This is a genomic window from Methylomonas sp. LL1 (assembly GCF_015711015.1).
Classification (GTDB): domain Bacteria; phylum Pseudomonadota; class Gammaproteobacteria; order Methylococcales; family Methylomonadaceae; genus Methylomonas.
On sequence record NZ_CP064653.1, the window covers coordinates 927592 to 952580 of the forward strand.

21 protein-coding genes are annotated in these 24989 nt (G+C 54.8%); 16 read left to right on the forward strand and 5 right to left on the reverse strand.

Translation table 11 applies throughout. From position 1 onward, the window contains the following. The 10 genes from IVG45_RS04740 (at position 1) to IVG45_RS04785 (ending at position 11421) form a co-directional block, all read left to right on the forward strand. Positions 1 to 705, forward strand: coding sequence for a phosphatase PAP2 family protein (locus IVG45_RS04740; RefSeq protein WP_196436734.1), 705 nt, complete (start codon positions 1 to 3; stop codon positions 703 to 705). After that, complete coding sequence (locus IVG45_RS04745; protein ID WP_230874759.1) at positions 702 to 1157, forward strand: YaiI/YqxD family protein; 456 nt, start codon at positions 702 to 704, stop codon at positions 1155 to 1157. The genes IVG45_RS04740 and IVG45_RS04745 overlap by 4 nt, the downstream gene beginning before the upstream one ends. Before the next feature lie 71 nt (positions 1158 to 1228). Further along, entirely contained in the window at positions 1229 to 2104 is an 876-nt protein-coding gene (gene dapA / locus IVG45_RS04750; protein ID WP_196436735.1) for a 4-hydroxy-tetrahydrodipicolinate synthase, read from the forward strand. A gap of 2 nt (positions 2105 to 2106) precedes the next feature. Beyond that, positions 2107 to 2958, forward strand: a complete 852-nt coding sequence (gene bamC, locus IVG45_RS04755; RefSeq protein ID WP_230874760.1) for an outer membrane protein assembly factor BamC — start codon at positions 2107 to 2109, stop codon at positions 2956 to 2958. 247 nt (positions 2959 to 3205) lie between these two features. After that, the gene (purL, locus tag IVG45_RS04760) at positions 3206 to 7177 is read left to right on the forward strand and encodes a phosphoribosylformylglycinamidine synthase (protein WP_196436736.1); all 3972 of its coding nucleotides are present in this window, start codon (positions 3206 to 3208) and stop codon (positions 7175 to 7177) included. Next, positions 7155 to 7673 (forward strand): L,D-transpeptidase family protein, encoded by a 519-nt coding sequence (locus IVG45_RS04765; RefSeq protein ID WP_196436737.1) that lies wholly within the window; start codon positions 7155 to 7157, stop codon positions 7671 to 7673. The genes purL and IVG45_RS04765 overlap by 23 nt, the downstream gene beginning before the upstream one ends. 223 nt (positions 7674 to 7896) lie before the next feature. Continuing rightward, positions 7897 to 8361: a papain-like cysteine protease family protein gene (locus IVG45_RS04770; protein WP_196436738.1), complete on the forward strand. Its 465-nt coding sequence runs from the start codon at positions 7897 to 7899 to the stop codon at positions 8359 to 8361. Positions 8362 to 8656: 295 nt separating this feature from the next. Further along, complete coding sequence (locus IVG45_RS04775) at positions 8657 to 9115, forward strand: cyclic nucleotide-binding domain-containing protein (RefSeq protein WP_196436739.1); 459 nt, start codon at positions 8657 to 8659, stop codon at positions 9113 to 9115. 289 nt (positions 9116 to 9404) lie between these two features. Beyond that, entirely contained in the window at positions 9405 to 9596 is a 192-nt protein-coding gene (locus IVG45_RS04780) for a hypothetical protein (RefSeq protein WP_196436740.1), read from the forward strand. A 229-nt stretch (positions 9597 to 9825) separates the two neighbouring features. Continuing rightward, positions 9826 to 11421, forward strand: a complete 1596-nt coding sequence (locus IVG45_RS04785; RefSeq protein WP_196436741.1) for a hypothetical protein — start codon at positions 9826 to 9828, stop codon at positions 11419 to 11421. Between the two features lie 64 nt (positions 11422 to 11485). Here IVG45_RS04785 and IVG45_RS04790 read toward each other — a convergent pair whose 3' ends face one another. Next, complete coding sequence (locus IVG45_RS04790; protein ID WP_196436742.1) at positions 11486 to 11917, reverse strand: GNAT family acetyltransferase; 432 nt, start codon at positions 11915 to 11917, stop codon at positions 11486 to 11488. Positions 11918 to 12006: 89 nt separating this feature from the next. Beyond that, positions 12007 to 12444 carry a D-aminoacyl-tRNA deacylase gene (dtd, locus tag IVG45_RS04795; RefSeq protein ID WP_196436743.1) on the reverse strand — a complete coding sequence of 146 codons (438 nt, stop codon included), beginning with the start codon at positions 12442 to 12444 and terminating at the stop codon, positions 12007 to 12009. Positions 12445 to 12678: 234 nt separating this feature from the next. On the opposite strand from dtd, the gene kdpF reads away from it, so the two are divergent. The 6 genes from kdpF to IVG45_RS04825 are packed head-to-tail and all read left to right on the forward strand — an operon-like array spanning position 12679 to position 20693. Next, positions 12679 to 12768 (forward strand): K(+)-transporting ATPase subunit F, encoded by a 90-nt coding sequence (kdpF, locus tag IVG45_RS04800; protein ID WP_196436744.1) that lies wholly within the window; start codon positions 12679 to 12681, stop codon positions 12766 to 12768. After that, positions 12768 to 14546, forward strand: coding sequence for a potassium-transporting ATPase subunit KdpA (kdpA, locus tag IVG45_RS04805; RefSeq protein ID WP_196436745.1), 1779 nt, complete (start codon positions 12768 to 12770; stop codon positions 14544 to 14546). Before kdpF ends, kdpA begins: the two co-directional genes overlap by 1 nt. A 19-nt stretch (positions 14547 to 14565) precedes the next feature. Beyond that, complete coding sequence (gene kdpB, locus IVG45_RS04810) at positions 14566 to 16638, forward strand: potassium-transporting ATPase subunit KdpB (RefSeq protein ID WP_196436746.1); 2073 nt, start codon at positions 14566 to 14568, stop codon at positions 16636 to 16638. 12 nt (positions 16639 to 16650) lie between these two features. Then, positions 16651 to 17241 (forward strand): potassium-transporting ATPase subunit KdpC, encoded by a 591-nt coding sequence (kdpC, locus tag IVG45_RS04815; protein ID WP_196436747.1) that lies wholly within the window; start codon positions 16651 to 16653, stop codon positions 17239 to 17241. Then, positions 17238 to 19973, forward strand: a complete 2736-nt coding sequence (locus tag IVG45_RS04820) for a sensor histidine kinase (RefSeq protein WP_196436748.1) — start codon at positions 17238 to 17240, stop codon at positions 19971 to 19973. Before kdpC ends, IVG45_RS04820 begins: the two co-directional genes overlap by 4 nt. Positions 19974 to 19997: 24 nt before the next feature. Beyond that, positions 19998 to 20693: a response regulator gene (locus tag IVG45_RS04825; RefSeq protein ID WP_196436749.1), complete on the forward strand. Its 696-nt coding sequence runs from the start codon at positions 19998 to 20000 to the stop codon at positions 20691 to 20693. Between the two features lie 143 nt (positions 20694 to 20836). Here the strand turns inward: IVG45_RS04825 and IVG45_RS04830 are convergent, their stop codons facing one another. Genes IVG45_RS04830 through IVG45_RS04840 form a run of 3 tightly spaced genes read right to left on the reverse strand, consistent with a single transcriptional unit; the run spans position 20837 to position 24984 of the window. After that, the gene (locus tag IVG45_RS04830) at positions 20837 to 23059 is read right to left on the reverse strand and encodes an ATPase, T2SS/T4P/T4SS family (RefSeq protein ID WP_196436750.1); all 2223 of its coding nucleotides are present in this window, start codon (positions 23057 to 23059) and stop codon (positions 20837 to 20839) included. A gap of 12 nt (positions 23060 to 23071) precedes the next feature. Beyond that, positions 23072 to 24316: a sensor histidine kinase gene (locus IVG45_RS04835; protein ID WP_196436751.1), complete on the reverse strand. Its 1245-nt coding sequence runs from the start codon at positions 24314 to 24316 to the stop codon at positions 23072 to 23074. Between the two features lie 2 nt (positions 24317 to 24318). Beyond that, positions 24319 to 24984 (reverse strand): GTP-binding protein, encoded by a 666-nt coding sequence (locus IVG45_RS04840; protein ID WP_196436752.1) that lies wholly within the window; start codon positions 24982 to 24984, stop codon positions 24319 to 24321. Positions 24985 to 24989: the final 5 nt, after the last annotated feature.

Consider the following 24989-nt stretch of genomic DNA (forward strand, 5'->3'; position numbering starts at 1 on the left):
ATGCCTCATCGAAAAATAAAGCGTGCCCGGCTGGAGTTGCTGGTATTGCTGCTGTTGGCGGTCGCCACCACCGTCTTGTTCTGGTTGACCGACCTGGACTATCGAGCCGCGGCCGTGTTTTATCGGCCGGACCCTAGTGGGCAAGTCTGGCCGTTGCAGCATTGGTGGCCGTTAAAGCTGCTCTATGATTATGCGTTTCCGTTTACGGTGATTTCCGGCTTAACCGCGCTAATGGTTTATGTCGCTGGCCACTATCATGCTTACAGTCGGCGTTTTCGCAGAAGAGCCTTGTATATTTTGTTGGTGATACTAATTGGTCCGGGCCTGCTGGTTAACCTGGTATTCAAGGATCATTGGGGGCGGCCGAGACCGGTGCATATCGAGCAATTCGGCGGCGAATATCAGTACGTGCCGCCGTTGAAATTGGGCCATACCCCGGATAAATCCTTCGTCTGCGGGCATTGCTCGGTGGGCTACGCCTTTTTTGTGCTGTATTTTTTGTCGCAAAATCATAAGCCGTTGTATTTTCTGTTGACCTTGGTGCTGGCCTGGACCATGGGCTTTACCCGGATGACATCCGGCGGACATTTTGTCTCGGATATTTTATGGTCGGGTTATCTGGTGTTTCTGGTGGCTTTTGCACTGTATTACGGTTGGTTTGTACGCGTGAAACCGGAGCACCCCGAGTCTCCTTCCTCATCATGAGTCTGACGATTTGGGTGGATGGTGATGCTTGCCCCAACTTGATTAAAACCGTGTTGTTTCGTGCCGCGCAAAAACGCCAGTTGGCTTTGCAGCTGGTCGCGAATCAATCGATTGCCACGCCGCCGTCGAAATACATTCGGGCCATTCGGGTAGGCGGCGGTTTTGATGTAGCGGATGATTACATAGTCAAGCATATGCGGGGCGGGGATTTGGTCATTACCGGCGACATTCCGTTGGCGGCCAAAGTGATTGAGCGGCAGGGAGATGTGATCAATCCGCGCGGCGAGGTGTATGGCGCGCACAACATCGGCGAAAAGCTGGCGATGCGTAATTTCATGGAGGAAATGCGTAACAACGGCCAGGTATCCGGTGGCGCGGCGGCGATGGCGGCCAGGGATGTGCAAAAGTTTGCCAATGCCCTGGATAAATTTCTGGCCGGCAAGCAAATATAACAGGCTGGGTTTTGTGGCCGAGCTTGTTATAATGCCGGCTGTTTTTGGAAAAATTCTGACGAGAGATTTGCATGATTCAAGGTAGTATCGTTGCTTTGGTAACCCCGATGACTGAAGACGGCGCGGTGGACGACGTTAGTCTGAAAAAGCTGGTGGAGTTTCACGTCGAGCAAGGTACGGATGCGCTGGTCGCGGTAGGTACCACCGGCGAATCGGCAACTTTGGACGAAGACGAACATTGTCATGTGATCAAGACCATCGTCGATTGCGTGGCTGGCCGCATGCCGGTGATTGCCGGGACCGGCGCCAACTGTACCCGCGAAGCGATTCGTCTGACCCAAAGAGCCCAACAAGCCGGGGCCGATGCCTGCTTGTTGGTCACGCCTTACTACAACAAACCGACCCAGGAAGGTTTGTATCTGCATTACAAAGCCATTGCCGAAGCGGTCGATATTGCGCAAATCCTTTACAACGTGCCGGGACGTACCGCTTGCGACATGCTGCCGGAAACGGTCGGCCGCTTGTCGCATATCGACAATATCGTCGGCGTCAAGGAAGCGACCGGCAAGCTGGAGCGGGTCAAACAAATCCGCGACTTGACCGGCGACGATTTTGCGCTGTACACCGGCGACGACGCCACCAGTCTTGAGTTTTGTCTGCTGGGCGGTAACGGCAGCATCACCGTTACCGGCAATGTCGCGCCTAGACTGCTACGCGATATGATAGCCGCCGCCATGCGCGGCGACCGTGCCACGGCCGAGGCGCTGGATGCCAAATTGACCGGCTTGCACGGCAGTCTGTTTATCCAATCCAACCCGATTCCGGTGAAATGGGCGGTGGCGGAAATGGGCCTGATGGGCAAGGGCATACGCTTGCCGCTAACCTGGCTGAGCGAGGAGTGCATCCCACCGGTGCGCGCCGCGATGCAGCAGGCAGGCGTTTTATAGGTATGAATAACAAACTTATCCTGCGCTGGATAACCGGAGGGTTGCTGGTGGGAGTTCTCCCGGCCTGCGGCACCATCAAAAGCTGGTTTCCGGATAAAGAACGAGACTATCAATTTACCTCCGAAATTCCGGAGCTGATAGTGCCGGACGATTTGAAGAACAAGGGCTTGGCCAGTCTGAGCCCGCAGTCCGCCGAACCGCCTGTTTCCGAAGCTGAATCCGTTTCCGGCTCCAGATATCCGGCCGAAGCGGAAGCGGAACCAACTGCCGCTGAAGTTGCTACAACCGAATCGCAAGCGGCCACTGTTATCTCGGCCGCTGAAACGGAATCCGTCAAAAATCCCGATCAAGATGAGAGCAAACCGGTCGAGCAACCCGTGGTTGCCGGCGGCGTCAGCAGCTTGCAGATCGATCAGCCGAAAAGCCAAGCGGTAAGGATGGTGGGCAGGGCTTTGAGCCGGCAAAAGCTGGAAGTGGTCGAGCGTAACATCGACAAAGGTTATTTTTATGTCAAATTCGATCTGCATGCCGTCAAGGCCACCGATGAAAGTATTTGGGACGAATTGAATTTCTTTTTTGGCGACGATCCGAGTCAGGAACAAGAATATCGGATTACCGTGCGGCAAATCGAACCTCAATTGTCTCAAGTCACAATACAGGATAGCGCGGGTGTTTCCTTGTCCGATGCCACGGCCAATGCCTTGTTGAAATTGATTACCGACGCCATCAACGAGGTTCAGACTCAGGACGCGAACAAGGGCCCAGCCGAAGCCGAGCCTAAGCCAGAAACCGAGCCTAAACTAGAATCCGAGCCCGAACCGAAAGCGCCGGATAATCCCGCCAAGCAGGAATAATCAGGTTTTATATTTTGTCGATCTTGAGGCGTGGACATCGCCATTGGGATCACGAACATTAACCGGCGGCGAATTTCCTTGCGCCCTTGGGAGATTTGCCCTTTAGTTTCAAGCGGGCGAATATACCTGGGGTATTTAAGTTAATTTGCTCCTATCCCGAACTTCGCTGAATAGTCAGGTTAATTTTTACAGTTAACGAACCTTCATCAGCTATTTCTAAACGCTTTACCCATAATTCAAGATCGCCATGTTGACACTTCCCGGAACCGCAGCCCTTTCATCGTTTCGTATCGAAAAATTACTCACCCAGTTGCAAAGTCTGGATAGTGGCATACAAGCCGTGTCGGCCCGTTTCGTGCATTTTGTCCAGCTCGAGGCCGGATTGGCGGATGCGGAAGTTGAAATGTTGAAGCGGTTGCTGGATTACGGATACGCCACGCCGGTAGCGGACTTGCAGGGTGACAAGTTGTGGGTCGTTCCGCGTCTGGGCACTATTTCACCCTGGTCCAGCAAGGCCTCTGAAATCGCCGAACGTTGCGGTTTGACAGCGGTAAAGCGCATCGAGCGCGGTATCGAATATACCATCGTCTCATCCTCGGAATTGAGCGACGCCGTCAAACACCAACTGGCGGCCTTGCTGCACGACCGGATGATTCAACAGGTCGTCTATTATGAAGCCGAGCTGGATTTGTTCGCCGAGCATGAGCCCAAACCGCTGCAAAGCGTCGCCATCATAGAACAGGGCAGGGAGGCTTTGGTCAAGGCCAATACCGAATTGGGTCTGGCTTTGTCGGCCGATGAAATCGATTACCTGACCGACAGCTTTACCAATCTGGGCCGCAACCCGACCGATGTCGAGCTGATGATGTTTGCCCAGGCCAACTCCGAACATTGCCGGCATAAAATCTTCAATGCCAGCTGGACCATAGACGGCGAGGAACAAGCCAAGTCGCTGTTCGCGATGATACGCAACACCCACACTCTGAACCCGCAAGGCGTGTTGTCGGCCTACAGCGACAACTCCTCTGTTCTGGAAGGCCCGACCACTAAGGTATTCATCCGCGACGCGGCTAATAACTATGCCTACGGCTATGTCGAGGAACAGGCGCACATGTTGATGAAGGTGGAAACCCACAATCATCCGACCGCGATTTCCCCGCATCCCGGCGCGGCGACCGGTTCCGGCGGTGAGATTCGCGACGAAGGCGCCACCGGCAGAGGTTCGGCGACCAAGGCCGGCTTGACCGGTTTCAGCGTTTCGCATCTGAAAATTCCCGGTTTCGAGCAACCTTGGGAAGCCGATTACGGCAAGCCGGAACGTATCGTCTCGGCCTTGGACATCATGCTGGAAGGCCCGATAGGCGGCGCGGCGTTCAACAACGAATTCGGTCGTCCCAATATCGCCGGTTATTTCCGCAGCTTCGAACAGCCTTCGGAAACTGGAGAGCCCAATCAATATCGCGGCTATCACAAGCCGATCATGATCGCCGGCGGCATGGGTAACATCCGGCCGATGCTGGTCGACAAGCATCCAATTCCGGCCGGTTCCTTGATCGTGATCCTCGGCGGTCCGGCGATGCTGATCGGTTTGGGCGGCGGTGCGGCATCGTCGCAAACCTCCGGCGAAAGCGCGGCGGAGCTGGATTTTGCTTCGGTGCAGCGCGAAAACCCGGAAATGGAGCGCCGCTGCCAGGAAGTGATCAATCACTGTAATTCCTTAGGGCACAATACGCCTATCGTCTCTATCCACGACATCGGCGCCGGCGGGCTGTCCAACGCCGTGCCTGAGATCATTCACGATTGCGACCGTGGCGGCCGTTTCGAACTGCGCAAGGTGCAAAATGCCGATAAGGGCATGTCGCCTATGCAAATCTGGTGCAACGAGGCCCAGGAACGCTATGTGGTGGCGATCAAACCCGAGTCGCTGGAACTGTTCGAGTCCTTTTGCAAACGCGAGCATTGTTTGTATGCGGTGATCGGCCATGCCACCGACGAGGAATATCTGACTTTGAGCGACGAATGGCTGGGCGGTAGTCCTGTCGACTTGCCGATGTCGGTGCTGTTCGGCAAGCCGCCGAAAATGCACAGAGATGTAAAACGACTGCAAAAAAAATTGCCGGACTTGGTTCTGCAAAATGTCGAGCTGGCCGAAGCCGTCAAGCGCGTGCTGGCGTTCCCGGCCGTGGCCGACAAGAGCTTCTTGATCCATATCGGCGACCGTTCGGTGACAGGTTTGGTGGCGCGTGATCAAATGATAGGCCCATGGCAAGTACCGGTGGCCGATGTCGCGGTGACGGCCTCCGGTTTTTATGCGCATAGCGGTGAAGCGATGGCGATGGGCGAACGCACGCCATTAGCCGTTATCGACGGTCCGGCTTCCGGACGCATGGCAATAGGCGAAGCCTTGACCAATCTGGCGGCGGCCCGAATCGGCAAATTGAATGACGTGAAGCTGTCGGCCAACTGGATGGCGGCTTGCGGTAGCCCCGGCGAAGACGCGGCCCTGTTCGATACCGTCAAGGCGGTGGGCATGGAATTGTGTCCGGAATTGGGCATCGCAATTCCGGTCGGCAAAGACTCCTTGTCGATGAAATCCGTTTGGAAGGATGGCGGAAGCGGTCGCTCTCAGCATCCTGCTTCCCGCGACACTAGCACATCCATGTCCGTCGGTCGTTCACAACATCCTGTTTCCCACGACACTAGCACATCCTTATCCGTCGAAAAGACCATGACTTCGCCGTTGTCACTGATCATCACCGCTTTCGCTCCGGTGCTGGATGTTCGCAAGACGCTGACGCCGGAACTCAAGGATTCGGATAGCGTGCTGCTGCTGATCGATCTGGGGCAGGGCAAAAATCGCCTCGGCGGCTCGGTGCTGGCCCAGGTCTACAACCAGATCGGCAACCAAGCGCCGGATTTGGACGCCGCCGGTTTATTCAAACGTTTTTTCGATACCATCCAATCCTTGAACGAACAAGGCTTGATTTTGGCCTATCACGACCGCGCCGACGGCGGCTTGCTGGCGACCGTAACCGAGATGCTGTTTGCGGCCCGCAAAGGCGTCGATCTGGATATTTCCGAACTGGGCGGCGACGCCTTGGCGGCCTTGTTCAACGAAGAGTTGGGCGCGGTGCTGCAAGTTAAAAAATCCGAGCTGGATCATATCGCCCGCCTGCTGGATCAAGCCGGACTCGATGAGTTCACGCACATCGTCGGCAAGGTGGTCTCAGGTCAACGGCTGCGTATCGTTCAAAACGGTAATGAACTCTTTAGCGCCGAACGCGCCGAACTGCAGCAAACCTGGTCGGAAGTCAGTTACCGGATGCAGGCTCTGCGCGACAATCCCGATTGCGCCCGCCAGCAATTCGAGCGTATCGCCGACGATAGCGATCCTGGCTTGTCGGTCGTCTTGACTTACGACCTCAACGACGACATCGCCGCAAAATTTGCTGGTGCGGCGCGGCCAAAAGTCGCGATCCTGCGCGAGCAGGGCGTCAACGGCCATGTCGAAATGGCGGCGGCCTTCGATAGGGCCGGTTTCGCGGCGATCGACGTGCACATGACCGACATCATCAGCGGCAGGGTTAGCTTGAGCGAGTTCACAGGTCTCGTGGCTTGCGGCGGCTTTTCCTACGGCGACGTGCTGGGTGCCGGCGGCGGCTGGGCCAAGTCGATTTTGTTCAACGCCAAGGCGCGTGACGAATTCGCGGCTTTCTTTGCCCGCAAGGATACCTTTGGTTTGGGCGTCTGCAACGGTTGCCAGATGATGTCGGGGCTGAAAGACATCATTCCCGGTGCCGAGCATTGGCCGCAGTTCAAGCGCAATTTGTCCGAGCAGTTCGAGGCGCGGGTGGCGATGGTCAAGGTACAGGCATCGCCGTCGATTTTCTTTACCGGCATGGAAGGTTCAATGCTGCCGGTCGTCGTCGCACATGGCGAAGGGCGGGCGGAGTTCGGTGAGCAAAATCCCGCTAGCGCGCAGGTTGCGATCAACTATGTCGACAACTACGGTAACGAAACCGAAGCCTTCCCGGCCAACCCCAACGGTTCGCCGAATGGCATCACCGGCCTGACTACTTCCGACGGTCGTTTCACCATCATGATGCCGCATCCCGAGCGTTGCTTCCGCGCCGTGCAGAACTCCTGGCATCCGGCTGATTGGTCGGAAGACGGCGCTTGGCTGCGGATGTTCAGAAATGCACGGGTTTGGGTGGGGTAAATCAGTAGCCGCCATGGCTAGGCTGGCGGCGGTTTTGATGGTCTTTTTTTCCGCTTCGATGCCGGTGGCAGCGGTTGCCGACGGCGTCAGGATTTACAAGGCGGCTCATAAGCTACAAGTGTTGGACGGTCGCCGAGTGCTTTACGAGTTTCCGGTCAGTCTGGGGCGCAATCCGCAAGGCCACAAACTTCAGGAAGGCGACGGACGCACACCGGAAGGCATGTACCGGCTGGATTACAAAAATCCGGCCAGCGCCTTTTATAAAGCTATTCACATTTCCTATCCTAATTCGAAAGACGTTGCCGCCGCCAAGCAACGCGGCGTCGATCCCGGCGGACAAGTCATGATACACGGCCAGCGCAACGGTCTGGGTTGGCTGTGGTTTATCAGCCGCTTTTTCGACTGGACCCAGGGCTGTGTGGCGTTGAGCGACGATGATATGGATTTACTCTGGAATGCCGTTGATGCGGGCACGACGGTTGAAATTTTGCCGTGAATTTAGTTGGCGATACATAATGCGCCAAACTATCCGGAGCCAACCTGAGCGCAATATAACTCGCGCCTATTGATATTCCATGGGTTTGTAGCCAACCAGTTGGCTTTTGATAATAGTTGCCCCTATATTTTTTCTGGTATATAAAGTTATCCCGCACCGACCACAATTTGTCAGCGCCGTGACACTGCCTTCAGTGCCCACTGTGTCCAAGGGGAGAAGAACGATGGCAATCAAACTTGATGTTCCGCTGTTGGCGCAGGAAATGCCTAACTGCTGCTGGCACACTGCGGCTATGATGATCTGGTTGTACCACCAACAGAAGACTCATCGTCAGGGACCAATGAATACGGTGCCCGAGGCTTACGCGCGGGCCGCAACGCAACCGCTCTACTGGGCCGAATTCATCACGTTGGCTAAGAACGTCGGCATGATCGGCTTGCCAATGGCCAACAACTACAGCGTAGAGAGTCTCACCCAAATGCTGACCAATTCCGGCCCGCTCTGGTGCTGCGGGATGTGGTACGGTGCCTGTCATGTAATCGTGCTCACCGGCGTCGAACCGGGTATCGTCTACCTCAACGATCCGGACAGAGGTGTTAGGAAGACCGGTACGATCAACTGGTTTAACCAGAAGCTTTATAGTGCCGCGAGTTGCTCCATCATGGTGAAAGACCCAACCAGATATTGATCACGGCGGGGAGCTTAAGCGTTTAAACGTATTAATGTCGGACGCCAATATGTGCGCAATACGACGGTTGCCCATTCACTGATTAAAACTGCATCCGTTTCGGGCGTGCGAAATTGTCCAAGCGGCGAGAGTTGATGCACAAAAGGTAAATCCCATCGGACTTACCAAACCCCGAAGGGTCTATAATAACCTTACGTCGGCCATTGTTTAGTTTTGGCAGCTGGCTGGCGGCGTATTTTCCGGAATGGCCTTCGTTGTGTCGCCCAGTTCTAATGTTTTAAAAGGATAAAAAACTATGCAAAAATTAACCGCGCTGTTCTCCGATCCCGACTTTATTGCCACGGTTGCTTCTGAAAAAATCTCCTATCCCGCCAATAGCCCCATAGTCGAAGAAGGCGACGAAGGGCAAGATTTGTTTATCATTAGACACGGAGAAGTAGAAGTCAGCTACAACCTGCATGACGATGCCTACGACCAGCCGGCACGCATCACCCGCTTGGCGGATGGCGACGTTTTCGGCGAACTCTCCATGTTTGATGGCGGGCCGCGTAGTGCGGAGGTTAAGGCATTAACCGATTGCGAAGTCTTTAAGGTAGACGGTCCCGCGTTGATCGCTTACCTCGATGGCCATCCCGCGACAGGCTATTTTGTGCTGCGGGAGTTGTTCATGCGTTTGATTATGCAGATGCGCCAAAACAATTTACGCACAAAAATGGCTCTGCAAATGTACTTTCATGAGCACGCCGACGACTAATTTGTACTGGTGAGTTATCTCGATAACCTAGGGCTGTTCGGATAGCGTAGCCCTATTACGAACAGCTTGGGCATGCCTCGTGCCTAGGTTTCACGGTTTTTCTAATTCCGCCGATTGCTTTTGGGGGTCGCGAATATAGCCTTTCATCTTGCGTCGATCGCCTGAGTTACAATCTATTATTTCCTAATCAACAATAAAGCATCAATAAATATCGGTATTGTATATTTATTGTAAGCCTTTATAGTTAAGCCGCACTCATTAATCGACTGAACTCAGTCTAGGCGGCGGTATGGGCAAATCGCAAAATCCGTACAAATATATTATTTTCGGACTGGTTTCTTTGATCGGTCTGTTTAGTTTTCTTCCGGGCGAATTCGTGATTTCCACGCTACTCTTTGCCGCGGTGACTTATGGTGGCGTGTTGATGATCCAATCCGCAATAGCACGCGACTTGAAAACCAAAAAGACCAACAAGACTTAATGCCATGACGGGGGCTTTCTTCCGCAAGGGTTGTTAAACAAGCTCGGGCGAATGGTAACATTTCGCGCCGAGCTTCATCCGGGAGCGGAACCAGCTTGCCTTATTGGCGTTTCGAGACACTTTTGAACCTTTGACCGGGGCAGTTAATCGGATAATTGGGTTTAGCCGCATGGCAAAGGCTTTATTACCCTAGCGCAAAAAACCGCCGATAAAGGTCCGGAGGCTCGTCATGCGTCTTAAGTTCATCTTTTTCACGGCTCCTTCCGACAAGCTCGGCTTTCTTGCGTTGTGGCGATGTCGGTCCTTGGCCGAGGGCCATCAATTAATCGGCTTTATGATGAAGCGTAGCCTGCTGGTCTCATCATTGGTCGCTATCCTTGCCTTAACTCTTTCAGCCTGCGCCGGATCGAAATGGTTTTCTCCCGCTGCGCCGGCGATGCGGGAAGTAGACTGCGAGCGCCTTTTTACTGAGTTTGACCGGTTGGTAGCCGAGCAGGGCACCGCAGATGCCGGGGCGGTTCGGGTGCCTGACTTTCCCGAGCTTCGACTCGACCGCTTTCTGGCGTCCTTCGCGGAAGACAAACCGACAGGGAAGGCTTATGCCGCCTGGTTTGAGCGCATGCGAAAGCTGGATGAAACAGTCCGTTTGATCGAATGGCGCAACCTGCCGCCCGAAGCCGTATCCTCGCTGATAGCTTCTCATGGGCCTAATGTTGGGACGGTATTGAATGTCTGCGGACAAATCCTGGCCGAGCGGGATCTGAATTCGGCGGATCGGCGAGCGCGCTTGCTTTCGGCGGTAGAACCACCCGACGCTTATTCGACTTGGCGGCGCTTGTTCGGATTCTATTTTTTGAGCCGTTGGGCCATCGTCGGTGGCGTTTGGCGGGTGCAGCGGGAAATGCGCGAACCCTTCATCACGCCGGTATTGCCCCACTCCGCCGCAGGGCTATCGATCCGCTATGGGCCGGCCAAGCCGGAAACGCTGGATGCGGCCGAAGTTGCCGAGATTCTGCAACAGTCGACTGCTAACCCGTTGCGTATTCCGGAGCCTTCCACGGAGCAATTGGCTCGATTGTTTTCCGGTTTTGCGCCGGTATGGGTCATCGACACGGAAAATGACAACGATAGGATCGGTAGCGCCCGCATCGACGCAAATGGAATTAATTTCATAGATACCACACAAGCCAGCGTTTATCGCCTACCTTCCCATACCCGCTACGGCGGACAAGTGTTGCTGCAACTGAATTACCTGATCTGGTTTCCAGCTCGCCCAGCAGCAAGCCGAATCGATATTTACGCCGGCCGTTTCGACGGACTGATTTGGCGCGTCACCCTGGGGCCGGACGGCAAGCCACTGGCTTATGACAGCATACATCCCTGCGGTTGTTATTATCAGATCTTTCCGGGCGAAGGGGTCAAGGTTGTACAACCCCAAGACGGCAGCGAACCGATCTTGTCGCCGATGCCGATTCTTGGCCTAAAGCGCGGCCAGCGGCTAGCCATCCATCTCGGTTCAGGAAGCCATTTTATCCATCGCATCTCGGTGGAAAAAAGCGCGCCTGAATCCGTGGTGTATGACTCGCTTGATTACGACCAACTCCGCTCGCTGACTTTGCCCAACGGTCGGCAACGCAGTTTTTTTGATCAGGATGGTTTGGTAACGGGCAGCGAGCGAGCGGAAAGATTCCTGCTCTGGCCTATGGGCGTGCCGAGCGCCGGCGCCATGCGGCAATGGGGAACCCATGCCATTGCTTTCCTGGGTAAACGCCATTTCGATGACCCATGGCTATTGGAAAAGCTAATCCGGCCACTGTGGAAATAGGCGAGGGGAAGGTTTGCCGAAATCGGAAACGAGAGGAAACAACAACAGCGGCGAGCGAGCCGGATTATTCCGGTGCCCGGTCGTGAATTAGCCGTTTGCCGAGGCTGATGACGTCGTCCTGGACGTAGCCGAGTTTGCGATAGAATTCCAGCACATCCAGGTTGCCGGTGCGTACTTGCAGGTTTAGTTTCGGGCAGCCGCGTGCCGTCAGCAAGCGTTCCGCTTCATTCATCAACTGCCGACCCAGCGACAGGCGACGTTTGTCGGCCGCGACGGCCAGATAATTGACCCAGCCGCGATGGCCGTCGAAGCCGACCATCGCGGTAGCGATAACATTCTGCTCGGCATCGATACCGACCAGAAACAGTTCCGGTTGCACGCCAAGCTTGCGCTCGATGTCGCGGTCGGGATCGTTCCAGGGCCGGAGCAAGCCGCACTCATCCCACAACCTGATCACGGCGTTTCGGTCGGCGGTTTGAAACGGGCGGATTTTCATTTAGGCGATTTATTTCAATAAATGTACTCAAGCCAAGTAATTTAGCGTTGAACTAGCTGAGCCGACGTCAACTCTTCGCTTCCTGGCGGCTAACAACGCAGGGTAAACGTCACCGGACCATCGTTGATCAACGCTACTTTCATATCCGCGCCGAATTCACCGAATTGCGAACCCGGATAAAGCAAAGCGGCTTGTTGTTGAAAATAGCCGAACAGTTCGCGCCCCAGTTCCGGTGGCGCGGCCGAAGTGAAACTGGGCCGGTTGCCTTTTTGAGTGTCGGCGGCCAGGGTGAACTGCGGTACAACCAGCAAACCGCCCTGAATGTCGCGTAGGCTGAGATTCATCTTGTCGTCGGCATCGGCGAATATGCGGTAATTCAGAATGCGTTCCAACAGCCGATCCGCTTGGGCTTTGCCATCGTTTTTTTCCACCGCCACCAGCACCATGATGCCTTGATCGATAATACCGATGTCGTTGCCGCCGACCGTGACTTTGGCTCGGCTGACCCGTTGAATGATGCTGATCATGCGTATATTGGTTCCGGTTGTAGTGCTACTGGCCGGGCATTTTATCGTTTTTGGCCCGTGTCTGATCAGTTGGCCTATAAAAATCCCCAATAACCGCAAAATTTTATTTTTTCTTGATACCGGCCCAAGGAATTTTTAGGACATTTTTATTCGCCGCTCCGTAGACTGAAGTCATGGCAATTCGGTCGAGTCGCCATGTTGATGAAAGATTACGAATCGTTGAGGGGGGTAGTCATGAGTGGAATATATTGGCTGAGCGGAGGCTTGGCACTGGCCGTGTTTATTTATCTGGTCGTGGCCTTGTTTTATCCGGAGAAGTTCTGATGACGGCGCAGGGGTTTCTACAAATTAGTATTTATATCGTCACGTTGCTGGTATTGGCCAAGCCATTGGGTGTTTATATGGCCAAGGTGTATCAGGATCAACCGGTGGGCTTGAATCGTTGGTTTGCCGGCATCGAAAAGCTGTTTTATCGATTAAGCGCTATTCAACCCGAGCAGGAGATGCGTTGGACGCAATATGCGCTGGCGATGTTGCTGTTCAATTTGGCGGGCTTGTTGGCGGTTTATGCCCTGCAATGCTTTCAGGATTTATTGCCGCTCAACCCGCAAGCCTTGCCGGCGATCAGTCCGGATTCCGCCTTTAACACCGCCGTCAGTTTCGCCAGCAATACTAACTGGCAGGGCTATGCAGGCGAGACTACGATGAGTTATTTGACTCAGATGCTGGGCTTGACGGTGCAAAACTTTCTGTCGGCCGCCTGCGGCATGGCGGTGTTGGTGGCGTTGATTCGCGGTTTTAACCGCCGAAACAGCAATAGCATCGGCAATTTCTGGGTGGATATGACGCGCGGTACTTTGTACATCTTGTTGCCTTTATCCATGATATTGGCCGTGGTTTTGGTCGGGCAGGGCGTGGTGCAGACTTTCAAGCCTTATCAAAACGTAATGCTTTTGCAAAGTGGTAGCGAGCAGTCGATCTCCTCGCCCTCCGCGGAGGAGATTCAAAATGGCAAACCGAGCACTCAAACCCTGGCGCTAGGCCCGGCGGCGGCGCAAATTGCGATCAAGCAATTGGGCACCAACGGCGGTGGCTTTTTTAATGCCAATTCCGCGCATCCGTTTGAAAACCCAACGCCGCTGTCCAACTTTTTGGAAATGCTGGCGATTTTGTTAATCCCTGCCGCTTTGTGCCACACGTTTGGCGTGATGGTCGGCGATACCCGGCAGGGTTGGGTGATATTGGCGGCGATGACGCTGGTGTTCGTCGCGCTGGTTTTTGTGGCGATCCCGGCCGAGCAAGCTGGCAATCCGGTGTTCAGCAGTTTGGGTGCAGACCAAACCGGGTCCGATCGCCAAGCCGGCGGCAATATGGAAGGCAAGGAAACCCGTTTCGGCATCGTCAACTCGGCCCTGTGGGCGGTAGCCACCACGGCGGCGTCCAACGGTTCGGTCAATTCCATGCACGATTCCTACACGCCCATTGGCGGCATGGTGCCTATGTGGCTGATACAACTGGGCGAGGTGATTTTCGGCGGTGTCGGTTCCGGGCTGTACGGAATGATCGTATTCGCCATCGTTGCGGTGTTTATCGCGGGATTGATGATAGGCCGTACTCCGGAATATCTGGGTAAAAAAATCGAAGCCTACGAAATGAAAATGGCGGCTGTGATTATCCTGATTCCGCCGTTGCTGGTGCTGGGCGGCAGCGCGCTGGCCTTGATGCTGGATGCCGGCAAGGCTTCGATCTTTAATCCCGGCGCTCACGGTTTTAGCGAAGTGCTGTATGCCTTTTCCTCGGCCGGCAATAATAACGGCAGTGCCTTCGCCGGCTTGTCGGCCAACGTGCCGTTCTATAATTTTATGTTGGGGCTGGCGATGCTGGTATCTCGCTATGGGCTGATGATACCGGTGCTGGCGATTGCCGGATCGTTGGCCGCCAAAAAGACTGTTCCGGTCGGTCCCGGTACCTTGCCCACGCACACTCTGTTATTCGGACTATTGCTGATCGTCACCGTGTTGATGGTCGGGGCATTAACCTTTGTCCCGGCGTTGGCCTTGGGTCCTATCGTCGAACATCTGCAAATGCTAGGCCATCACTAATTTTGCTACAGGTACAGTCATGACTGATAAATCAAGTGTCACCTCCATGTTTGATCGAGACATTCTTCGGCAAGCGATCATCGATGCTTTTTACAAATTAACGCCGAAACAGCAATGGAAAAATCCAGTGATGTTCGTCGTTTATCTAGGCAGCTTGTTGACCACGCTGTTATGGTTGCGGGCGTTGAACGGCGACAGCGAAGAACCGGCCGGTTTTATTTTGGCGATTACCCTGTGGTTGTGGTTTACCGTGCTGTTCGCCAATTTCGCCGAGGCGGCGGCCGAAGGCCGTAGCAAGGCGCAGGCGGCATTCTTGCGAACCGCCAAGCGCGATATTGCCGCCAAGAAACTTGACGAGCCGCGCTACGGTAGTCGTTATACCAACCTGGCCGGTTCGGACTTGCTCAAGGGCGACGTAGTGCTGATCGAAGCCGGCGATTTCGTGCCGGGCGACGGCGATGTGATCGAAGGCGTGGCCTCGGTCGATGAAAGCGCCATCACCGGCGAAAGTGCGCCGGTGATTCGCGAATCGGGCGGCGACTTCAGCTCGGTTACGGGGGGAACCAGGGTGTTGTCCGACTGGCTGGTGGTCAGGATTTCCACCAATCCCGGCGAGACTTTTCTGGACCGGATGATTTCGATGGTGGAGGGCGCCAATCGGCAGAAAACCCCCAACGAAATCGCATTGACCATTCTGTTGGTGGCCTTGACGCTGGTGTTTTTAATGGCAAGCGTGACCTTGTTGCCGTTTTCGTTGTACAGCGTCGAAAGCGCCGGGACCGGTCGGCCGATTTCGATTACCGTGTTGGTCGCGTTGCTGGTGTGCCTGATACCTACTACCATAGGCGGATTGCTGTCGGCGATCGGCGTGGCCGGCATAGGCCGGATGATGCAGAAAAATGTTATCGCGACTTCCGGTCGGGCGGTGGAAGCGGCTGGCGATGTCGATGTATTGCTGTTGGACAAGACCGGTACCATCACGCTCGGTAACCGGCAGGCGGCTGCGTTCATGCCGGCCAAGGGCGTCAGCGAAAAACAGCTGGCCGACGCCGCCCAATTGGCTTCGCTGGCCGACGAAACTCCGGAAGGACGCAGTATTGTGGTGCTGGCCAAGCAGAAATTCGGGATTAGAGCGCGCGATGTGCAGTCCTTGGGCGCCACCTTCGTGCATTTCAGCGCTCAAACCCGGATGAGCGGTGTCAATCTTCAAGGCCGGCAAATTCGGAAAGGCGCCGAGGATGCGATACGCGGTTATGTGACCGAACAAGGCGGACGTTTTCCCGATGAAATCCAGACTATGGTGGTCGACGTGGCCCGGCGCGGCAGTACGCCGCTGGTGGTGGCGGAAGGCAAGCGGGCGCTGGGAGTGATCGAATTAAAGGACATCGTCAAGGGTGGCATCAAGGAGCGCTTCATCGAACTGCGGCAGATGGGTATCAAAACCATCATGATCACCGGCGACAACCGCTTGACCGCCGCCGCGATTGCCGCGGAAGCCGGCGTCGATGATTTTCTGGCCGAAGCTACTCCGGAAGCCAAACTGGCTTTGATCCGTCAACATCAGGCCGACGGCCGCTTGGTGGCGATGACCGGCGATGGCACCAACGACGCGCCGGCCTTGGCTCAAGCCGATGTCGCGGTGGCGATGAACAGCGGCACCCAAGCCGCCAAGGAAGCCGGTAATATGGTCGATCTGGATTCCAACCCGACCAAACTGATCGAAATCGTCGAGACCGGTAAACAGATGCTGATGACCCGCGGCGCGTTGACCACCTTCAGCATCGCCAACGACGTCGCCAAGTACTTCGCGATCATCCCGGCCGCGTTTGCCAGCACTTATCCGGCCTTGAATGTGCTGAACGTGATGGGCCTGGCGACACCGGCCAGCGCGATCCTATCGGCGGTCATCTTCAATGCGCTGATCATCATCGCCCTGATTCCACTGGCGTTGAAGGGTATCCGATACCGGCCGGTGGGTGCCGAGCAACTGCTGCAAAACAACATGCTGGTCTATGGTATCGGTGGACTGATCGTGCCGTTTGTCGGCATCAAGGCGATTGATTTAGTCCTGGTTACGATGAATTTGGTGTAAAGGAGTATGAATATGACGAGCTATGTAAAACCCGCCCTAATGCTGTTATTAACCTTGACGCTTGTAACCGGCGCTATTTATCCGGCGCTGGTTACACTGATCGCGCAAACGGCATTTCCAGCGCAAGCCAACGGTAGTCTGATAACGGATAAACAAGGCCAAACCATCGGCTCTAGCCTGATCGGTCAGACCTTCGATCGGCCGGAATATTTCTGGGGTCGGCCGTCGGCTACCGCGCCAGTTCCTTACAATGCCGCCGCTTCCGGCGGTTCAAACTTGGGGCCGACCAATCCGGCTCTGCGCGACGCCGTATCCGCCCGTATTCAGGCCTTGAAACAAGCCGATCCGGATAACAAAATGCCGGTGCCGGTCGATTTGGTCACGGCTTCCGCCAGCGGTTTGGATCCGCATATCAGCATTGCGGCAGCCGAATACCAGATCAAACGCATTGCCAAGTCCGGTAAAATCACCGAAGCCGCGCTATACGAATTGGTCAATGCGCATACCCAGGATAGGCAATGGCAGGTGTTCGGCGAACCCAGGATCAATGTATTGGAGCTCAATTTGGCTTTGGACCGGTTCAAGCCGGGTAAGCGCAAATGAATGATCAACGGCCTAACCCCGATCAACTGCTGGCGCGGGTCGAACGTGAACAGGCCAAGGCCAAGCGCGGCCGCCTGAAGATCTTTTTCGGGGCGGCGGCCGGCGTCGGTAAAAGCTATGCGATGTTGCTGGCGGCGCGGGAACGGCGGGCGGAAAATGTCGACGTGGTGGTTGGCTTGGTGGAAACCCATGGCCGCAAGGAAACCCAGGCCTTGCTGAATGGCCTGGAAGTGCTCCCTACCCGTAAAATCGATTACAAAGGTACCGTATTGCATGAGTTCGATCTCGATGCGGCGCTGAATCGGCGGCCGGGGATCATGTTGGTTGACGAACTGGCGCATACCAATGCGCCGGGCTCTCGACACCCGAAACGCTGGCAGGACATTCACGAATTGTTGGAAGCCGGTATCGATGTTTACACCGCGTTGAACGTGCAACATCTGGAAAGTCTGAACGACGACATAGGCCAAATTGCCGGAATACGAATCTGGGAAACCGTGCCGGACACGGTATTCGAGGACGCGGACGAAGTCGAGCTGGTGGATTTGCCGCCGGACGAGCTATTGGTGCGGCTGAAGGAAGGCAAGGTCTATCTGCCGCAACAAGCACAGCATGCGATCCAGAATTTTTTCCGCAAGGGGAATTTGATTGCGTTGCGAGAATTGGCGTTGCGCCAGACCGCCAGCCGGGTCGATGCCCAGATGCTGGACTACCGCGAAGACAATGCGATCCGCGAGGTCTGGCAGGTTAGCGAACGGATTTTGGTTTGCATCGGCCCCAACATGCTGGCTGAACGCCTGGTACGGGCGGGCAAGCGGTTGGCGGCTAGCCTGCGTTCGGAGTGGGTCGTTGTCTATGTCGAGACACCGGAACTGGCGCGGATGCCGGCCGAGAAGCGTGATGGCGTGTTACGGATTTTACGGCTGGCGGAACAACTCGGCGCCGGCACCGTTACCCTGAGCGCGCCGGCGATGGGCGAAGCGATAATCCGCTTTGCCCGCGAGCGCAACATCAATAAAATCGTGGTCGGTAAGCCTAGCCGCCGCGGTTGGAGGCGCTGGTTGTTAGGGTCGGTGGTGGATGTGTTGATTAGCCATGCCCACAATATCAATATTTATCTGCTGGGTAGTCCGCAGTTGGGCGAGCGCGAGGAACTGGAAGCCGAGCTATCTCTGTTCAAGAAAAAGCCCTTGCCGGGGCTACGCCAGCGTATTCCCTCCAAAACCCGGAAACGTTATCGTGGCTATATCTGGGCGCTTGCGGTAACCTTGCTGAGTACCGCGGTCGGCCGCTTGTTGTTCGGGCGGGTGGAACTGGCTAATGTGGTGATGGTGTTTTTACTCGGTGTGGTGTTCATCGCTACTCGGTTTGGGCGAGGACCATCGATTTTGGCATCGGTGTTGAGCGTCGGGATACTCGACTTGCTGTTTGTACTGCCGTTTTACAGCTTTTCGGTATCGGATAGCCAGTATCTGATTACCTTGCTGGCGATGCTGGTGGTGGCCATCGTCATCAGCAATCTGATGGTCAATGTGCGCGCGCAGGCCAAGGTAGCCGCGCATCGGGAGCGGCGGGCGGCGGCGTTGTATGCCATGAGCAAGGAGTTGGCGGCGGCACAGAATGAGGATCAGATCGTGCAAATCGCCGTCAGACATTTGCATGCCGAATTCAGTAGCCGTAATGTCATTCTGTTTGCCAATGCCGCTGGGCGCTTGGTTTATCCCAGACGGCAAAGTCTGGCGGAATCGTTGCGTGGCGCGGATTTGAGCGTGGCACAATGGGTGTTTGAGCACAACGAAATGGCCGGACAGGGTACCCATACCTTGCCCGGCGCCGACGCCATTTACTTTCCGATTCATGATGAAGACAAAGCGGTCGGCGTATTGGCTTTATTGCCGGTCAATTTACGCCGGGTGTTTCTGCCGGAACAGCAAAAATTGCTGGAGACTTTTTTGCGCCAGATCGGCCAAGCGGTAGCACGCTTACGCTTTTCCGAGCAGGCTAAATCGATACAAATGCAGATCGAAGCCGAGCGTTTGCGCAATTCGCTGCTGAGTGCCATTTCCCATGATTTACGCACGCCGCTGTCGACTATCATAGGCTCGGCTAGTGTACTGGCGGAGGACGATGGCCATCTGCAGGCGCCACACCGGCTCGAACTTAGCCGAGGCATCGTAGATGAAGCCGAGCGCATGGCTGATTTGATTAACAATATTTTGGACATGGCCAGGTTGGATGCCGGCATGGTGGAGTTAAACAAGCAATGGCATCCGGTCGAGGAAATCATCGGAGTGGTGCTGACCCGCCTGCGCAAACATGCCGCCGGCAGGCCGATTAAAGTCAAATTACCGCCGGGTATTCCGATGGTACACGTCGATGCGGTCATGATCGAACAAGTGTTGATCAATTTGTTGGAAAATGCGTTGCGTTATACGCCGTCCGCTACTGAATTGGAAATCACTGCGGAAAGCGTCGGCGATAGAATGGAAATCAGCGTGGCCGACCATGGGCCGGGCATCCCTGATGGGCAGGAGGATAAATTGTTTGAAAAATTTTACCAGGCCCGGCATGAATCGGCGCAAAGCGGGGTCGGCTTGGGGCTGGCGATTTGCCGGGCAATCGTCGAAGTGCATGGCGGCCGGATTCGGGCACAAAACCGGCAGGGTGGCGGGGCGGTGTTTACCTTCACGTTGCCGGCCGATCAGCCGCCGAGATTGGAGTCGGAAGAATGAAACTACTGTCGCTGAATCCGCGCCATGGCTAAAACCAATCCCGTCATTATTTTGATTGAAGATGATCCGCCGATCAGGCGTTTTTTACGTACCAGCTTGGCCTTGCATGAATTTATCGTATTCGAAGCCGACTCGGGTAAACAAGGCCTGATTGAAGCCGGCGTGCGTAAACCGGATTTGTTGATACTCGATCTGGGACTGCCGGACATGGATGGCGTCGATGTGATCAAGGCCATACGTGGTTGGTCGGCCGTGCCGATCATCATCCTCTCCGCCCGTAGCAACGAGCAACAAAAAATCGAAGCCTTGGATGCCGGCGCGGACGATTATCTGACCAAACCGTTCGGATTCGGCGAGCTGTTGGCGCGAATTCGGGTGGCGCTACGCCATTCGAGCCGGCCCATGGAGCAAGTCCAGGCCGATGTGTTTAATATCGACAATCTGAAAGTAGATTTCCTGAATCGGTTGGTGAGCCTGGATGACAAGGAAGTTCATCTGACCCCGATTCAATACCGCTTGCTTTGCGTGCTGATCAAACATGCCGGCAGGGTATTGACCCATCAGCAGATTTTGAAGGAAGTATGGGGGCCGTCCTATCAGGAGAATCCGCATTATTTGCGGATTTACATGAGCCAATTACGGCAAAAGCTGGAAGCCGATCCGACCCAACCCAGGTATTTGCTGACCGAATCCGGCGTCGGTTATCGGTTCAAAATTTAGCAGATTAGTAAGGGGGATTGGTAAATCCGAGTGCGTTTTTCGTTTTCAGGCGATTTCCAACAATCAATAGGCTTGAATGGCGCCGGATTCTTATGGATGGGTAAAAAATCCGTCACTCGGCTGTATCTTTATCGGGAAATTGCCTAAAGTACCTGGGGGCCCAGTACCCGCAGCACCTCGTCACAAGTGGTCAGCCCCTGGCTGACTTTTTCGACGGCATCGTCGAGAATGGTTTTATAGCCGCTGGCGATGGCTACTTTCTTGAATTCCAGATGGCCCGCCTGCCTGACTATCAGGTCGCGCATTTCTTCGTTGGGTATCAGTAGCTCGAATAAACATAGGCGGCCGTGATAACCGCTATTGCCGCAACGTTCGCAGCCCTTACCTTTAAATAGCGGTTGTCGGAGGCTGACAAACCCTGGTCCGAGTTGTTGTAGTAGACTGGTATCCACCGGGTCGGGCGCTTTGCAATGCTCGCAGATACGCCGTACCAGCCGCTGGGAAATAATGCCTTCCAGGCTGCTGGATAGAATATAAGGTTTCAAGCCCAGGTCAAATAAGCGGGCAATGGTGGCAATGGCCGAGTTTGTGTGCAGGGTCGAGAACACCAAGTGGCCGGTCAGGGCGGCTTGAAAAGCCACTTCAGCAGTTTCCAGGTCGCGAATTTCGCCGAGCAGAATCACATCCGGGTCCTGCCGTAAAATAGCCCGCAACACCACCGGAAAGGTCAGTTCGATTTTGCCCTTGATATTAACCTGGCCGGCGGCATCCAGATAATACTCGACCGGTTCTTCGAGGGTAACGAAGTTTTTGGTCGGTGTCGCCCCATGCTGCAAAAACGAATACAGGGTAGAGGTCTTGCCGCTACCGGTCGGCCCGGTACACAGAATAATGCCCTGCGGTTTATTGATCAGCCTGTCGATCTTGAGCAGATCGTCCGCTGAAAATCCCAGTTTGTCGATAGGCTGGATCGAGGCGTTTTGATCTAGTATCCGCATCACTACTTTTTCGCCGTTGATGATCGGCAAGGTCGAGATGCGCAAATCGATAATCCGGGTGGGGGTTTTTACGGTCACCCGGCCATCCTGGGGCCTGCGGCGTTCGGAGATATCCATCTCGGCCATGATTTTGATCCGCGACACCAGCGGTCCATGAAAGTGGTGAGGGAAATAAATCTTGTCCTGCAAAATGCCGTCTATCCGGTAACGCACCACCACATTTTTAGCTCGCGGCTGAATATGAACGTCGCTGGCGCCCAAGTGAATCGCTTCTATGATCACGGCGTTGACCAAACGAATGGCCGGCGGCTCGGCGGTTTGTTGCAATAGCTGGCCGAGCGGCACGGCATCGTCTTCTTCGATGATGATCTGGATGCTTTCAAAGGGATCGTTACCGTTAACGATTTGGTCGACATCGTTAAAACTATGCACTGCGCCGTACACTTCATCGATTTTCTTCTGAATGTCGGCGACATTGGCCATCACGACTCGCAGCGACAAACCACTCATGAAGCGCAGTTCGGCTTGCAAATCCATATTGACCGGATCGGCCATCGCCAATAGCAACAGGCCGCTTTCGATTTTTAACGGCAATACCGCATGTTGTTCGCAAATCGAACGGGGCAACAGGTTGTGCACATCCGAATCGATTTGAAATTCGGCCAGCGAGACTTCTTCCACCATCAAGTCTTTGCGTAAAATCGCCCGGATAGCGGATTCATCGACCCATTGCCGGTTCAGAATCAGCTTTAGCATCGATTGATTGCTGTTTTGTTTGAGCTTGAACAGTTCCTGCAGTTGGTTGTCGCTGAGCAGGTTTTTTTTGTTGAGCAGGATGGCGATCTCGCCGCTATCGGAGCCTATCAGTTTTTTTAGGCTTTTGATTTCCTTGGTTTTGTTGTTGTTATCGACCTTTAGCTTATTGTTCTTTTCGATCAGGTCGTATTGCTCGAGCGCCAGACCGACGGTGATGCGCAAATCATCGTCGTTCCAAGGTTTTAGAATGAATTTGTAAACCGCGCCCTCGTTTATGGCCCCCAGCACCGCGCCGGTATCGGCTTCGCCGGTTAGCATGATACGGATGGTGGCCGGATGCAGGGCCTTGACCCTTTTTAGCAGTTCAGCTCCGTTCATGACAGGCATCTTATAATCGGAAATTACCAGTTGATACGGATTATCCTTGAGTAATTGCAGAGCCTCCGCGCCGGACAGAGCGGTATCGATGTGGTAGTTTTCGCGGCGGAATATCCGGCGTAACGCACTCAGGATGTTGGGTTCGTCGTCGACAAACAGGATCCGGTAAGCGGCTTTTGCCGCATGGTCTTCCTCGGCATTGCCGCCGGTAAACAGCGAGCTATAGCGTGACATAGATGGTGGTTGTCATGATGAGGCTTGACGAACCGGTTTCAGCGGCAAGACGATGCTGACCAGCGTGCCGACATTGGGTTTGCTTTTGATTGCCAAGTTGCCGCCATGGGCCTGAATGATATTGCGGCAGACCGTCAAACCCAAGCCCATGCCTTTTCCAACTTCCTTGGTGGAAAAAAACGGATCGAATACATGCGGCAGATCGGTTTCGGCAATACCGCAACCGTTGTCGCGCACTTCGATGTGAATCCGCTGATCCTTGGAATAGGTGCGAAATTGAATCATACCGGTGGTGTTGATCGAATCGACTGAATTGATCAGCAGATTCAAGAATGCTTGCCCCAGTTCCCCTGGCTGACAGTAAAAAGGCGGCAGCACGGCTAAATCCAACGATAACTTGACTTTGTCGCGTAATTCGGCGATGGCGATATTACAAATTTGCCGAATGATTTGATTCAAATCGGCGCTTTCCCGAGCGGAATCGTTGATGCGGGAGAAGCCTTTTAAATCCTTGACGATGGCGGCGATTCGCTCGGTACCCTGGATGCTCTCGTTGAGAATATCCTGCATATCCTGCTGTACAAAAGCCATATCCTCGGCTTGCCAGGCGGCTCGTAGCGCGGCAGTGTTGGCGCTAGCCTCGAACAGTACTCCGATTTTTTTCAGTGATTCCAGGTAACCGACCGCAGTCGTCAGATTACTGCGGATAAAACCGATCGGATTGTTGATCTCGTGAGCAATGCCCGCCGCCAAACGTCCGACCGAGGCCAGCTTTTCGCTTTCATAGAGTTTCAGTTGCGCGCTTTCTATGGTTTTGACTTGTTGTTCGACCCGTTGCTCCAAGGTTTCGGACAAGGCTTTATAACGTTGTTCGGATTTTGCCAGGGCGAGATGCCGGCGTTGCAGTTCCTCATAATCGGCGCGCTGGGTTTGCAGATGCAAATCGGAGGCCATCAGGTAACGGGCATTGGTGCGCAATAACAAGGTCAACAGTTCCGCTGCCGCTTGAAGGTGTTGCGGCGCGACATCGGCGTTCAGGCTGCCTATGGCTTCCAGTTCAACGATGATCGGTAGACAGGGGGCCTCTCGCGTTACTTCAGTCTCGCCTAGCAGGCGGACCCCCTTGGTATCGAAGATCGCCAGCGGGGCATTCAGCAGGCCTTGCAAGGCGGAGAGCAGGCGGCGGCCATCGATACCGCGCAATAAGTCGTCTAGCGCCAGTTCCCGCTCGAAATCGTTGAAGGGTTCGGTCGACATGATCAAGTTACCTCATTGCCTAACTGCCCGGTGGATTGCCGGATGAATTCGTCGCGAGACAGCTTGTGGGTTTGTTGAAAATCAAATTCCTGATTCAGATTGTCATACACTTGAAGCAGTAGAGCGTTGAAGGTTTCTATCACGCCGCGGCCGTCCAGCGCGGCGCTGAACACAACCGGCCAAGGTGCCTCCCGCCAACGGTCCATGACTTCGTCTTCGCTCAGAATATTGGCCATGTCGCGTTTGTTGAATTGCACCACTAGCGGCAGATGATCAAAGTCTATGCCGACGCGGGCGGCGTTTTCTTCCAGATTGGCAAAGGCCTCGCCATTGTTGATGCTTTGGGTGCGTTGCGAGTCGGCGACGAACACCACGCCGTCGGCGCGCGACAATACCGCCTTACGGGTGCTGTCATGCACAACCTGGCCCGGCACGGTGTAGAGCTTGAACTTGATCAACAGACCCGATGGCGCCTTAAAACCGACCGGTAGCAAGTCGAAAAACAGGGTGCGGTCGTTGGCGGTCTCCATCATCATGATTTCGCCCTTCAGATCGGTACGCAGCAGGTCGTGTAGCCGCATCAGGTTGGTGGTTTTACCGCTCTGCGCCGGGCCGTAATATACCAGTTTGATGCTCAAGCGCTTGTTTTCGTCGTCGTATAATGCCATGGCGA

What these genes read in the sequence shown, in the direction of transcription:
- IVG45_RS04740 (WP_196436734.1), top strand. Translation starts at nt 1, where the DNA reads ATGCCTCATCGAAAAATAAAGCGTGCCCGGCTGGAGTTGCTGGTATTG.
- IVG45_RS04745 (WP_230874759.1), top strand. Translation starts at nt 702, where the DNA reads ATGAGTCTGACGATTTGGGTGGATGGTGATGCTTGCCCCAACTTGATT.
- dapA (WP_196436735.1), top strand. Translation starts at nt 1,229, where the DNA reads ATGATTCAAGGTAGTATCGTTGCTTTGGTAACCCCGATGACTGAAGAC.
- bamC (WP_230874760.1), top strand. Translation starts at nt 2,107, where the DNA reads ATGAATAACAAACTTATCCTGCGCTGGATAACCGGAGGGTTGCTGGTG.
- purL (WP_196436736.1), top strand. Translation starts at nt 3,206, where the DNA reads ATGTTGACACTTCCCGGAACCGCAGCCCTTTCATCGTTTCGTATCGAA.
- IVG45_RS04765 (WP_196436737.1), top strand. Translation starts at nt 7,155, where the DNA reads ATGCACGGGTTTGGGTGGGGTAAATCAGTAGCCGCCATGGCTAGGCTG.
- IVG45_RS04770 (WP_196436738.1), top strand. Translation starts at nt 7,897, where the DNA reads ATGGCAATCAAACTTGATGTTCCGCTGTTGGCGCAGGAAATGCCTAAC.
- IVG45_RS04775 (WP_196436739.1), top strand. Translation starts at nt 8,657, where the DNA reads ATGCAAAAATTAACCGCGCTGTTCTCCGATCCCGACTTTATTGCCACG.
- IVG45_RS04780 (WP_196436740.1), top strand. Translation starts at nt 9,405, where the DNA reads ATGGGCAAATCGCAAAATCCGTACAAATATATTATTTTCGGACTGGTT.
- IVG45_RS04785 (WP_196436741.1), top strand. Translation starts at nt 9,826, where the DNA reads ATGCGTCTTAAGTTCATCTTTTTCACGGCTCCTTCCGACAAGCTCGGC.
- IVG45_RS04790 (WP_196436742.1), bottom strand. Translation starts at nt 11,917, where the DNA reads ATGAAAATCCGCCCGTTTCAAACCGCCGACCGAAACGCCGTGATCAGG.
- dtd (WP_196436743.1), bottom strand. Translation starts at nt 12,444, where the DNA reads ATGATCAGCATCATTCAACGGGTCAGCCGAGCCAAAGTCACGGTCGGC.
- kdpF (WP_196436744.1), top strand. Translation starts at nt 12,679, where the DNA reads ATGAGTGGAATATATTGGCTGAGCGGAGGCTTGGCACTGGCCGTGTTT.
- kdpA (WP_196436745.1), top strand. Translation starts at nt 12,768, where the DNA reads ATGACGGCGCAGGGGTTTCTACAAATTAGTATTTATATCGTCACGTTG.
- kdpB (WP_196436746.1), top strand. Translation starts at nt 14,566, where the DNA reads ATGACTGATAAATCAAGTGTCACCTCCATGTTTGATCGAGACATTCTT.
- kdpC (WP_196436747.1), top strand. Translation starts at nt 16,651, where the DNA reads ATGACGAGCTATGTAAAACCCGCCCTAATGCTGTTATTAACCTTGACG.
- IVG45_RS04820 (WP_196436748.1), top strand. Translation starts at nt 17,238, where the DNA reads ATGAATGATCAACGGCCTAACCCCGATCAACTGCTGGCGCGGGTCGAA.
- IVG45_RS04825 (WP_196436749.1), top strand. Translation starts at nt 19,998, where the DNA reads ATGGCTAAAACCAATCCCGTCATTATTTTGATTGAAGATGATCCGCCG.
- IVG45_RS04830 (WP_196436750.1), bottom strand. Translation starts at nt 23,059, where the DNA reads ATGTCACGCTATAGCTCGCTGTTTACCGGCGGCAATGCCGAGGAAGAC.
- IVG45_RS04835 (WP_196436751.1), bottom strand. Translation starts at nt 24,316, where the DNA reads ATGTCGACCGAACCCTTCAACGATTTCGAGCGGGAACTGGCGCTAGAC.
- IVG45_RS04840 (WP_196436752.1), bottom strand. Translation starts at nt 24,984, where the DNA reads ATGGCATTATACGACGACGAAAACAAGCGCTTGAGCATCAAACTGGTA.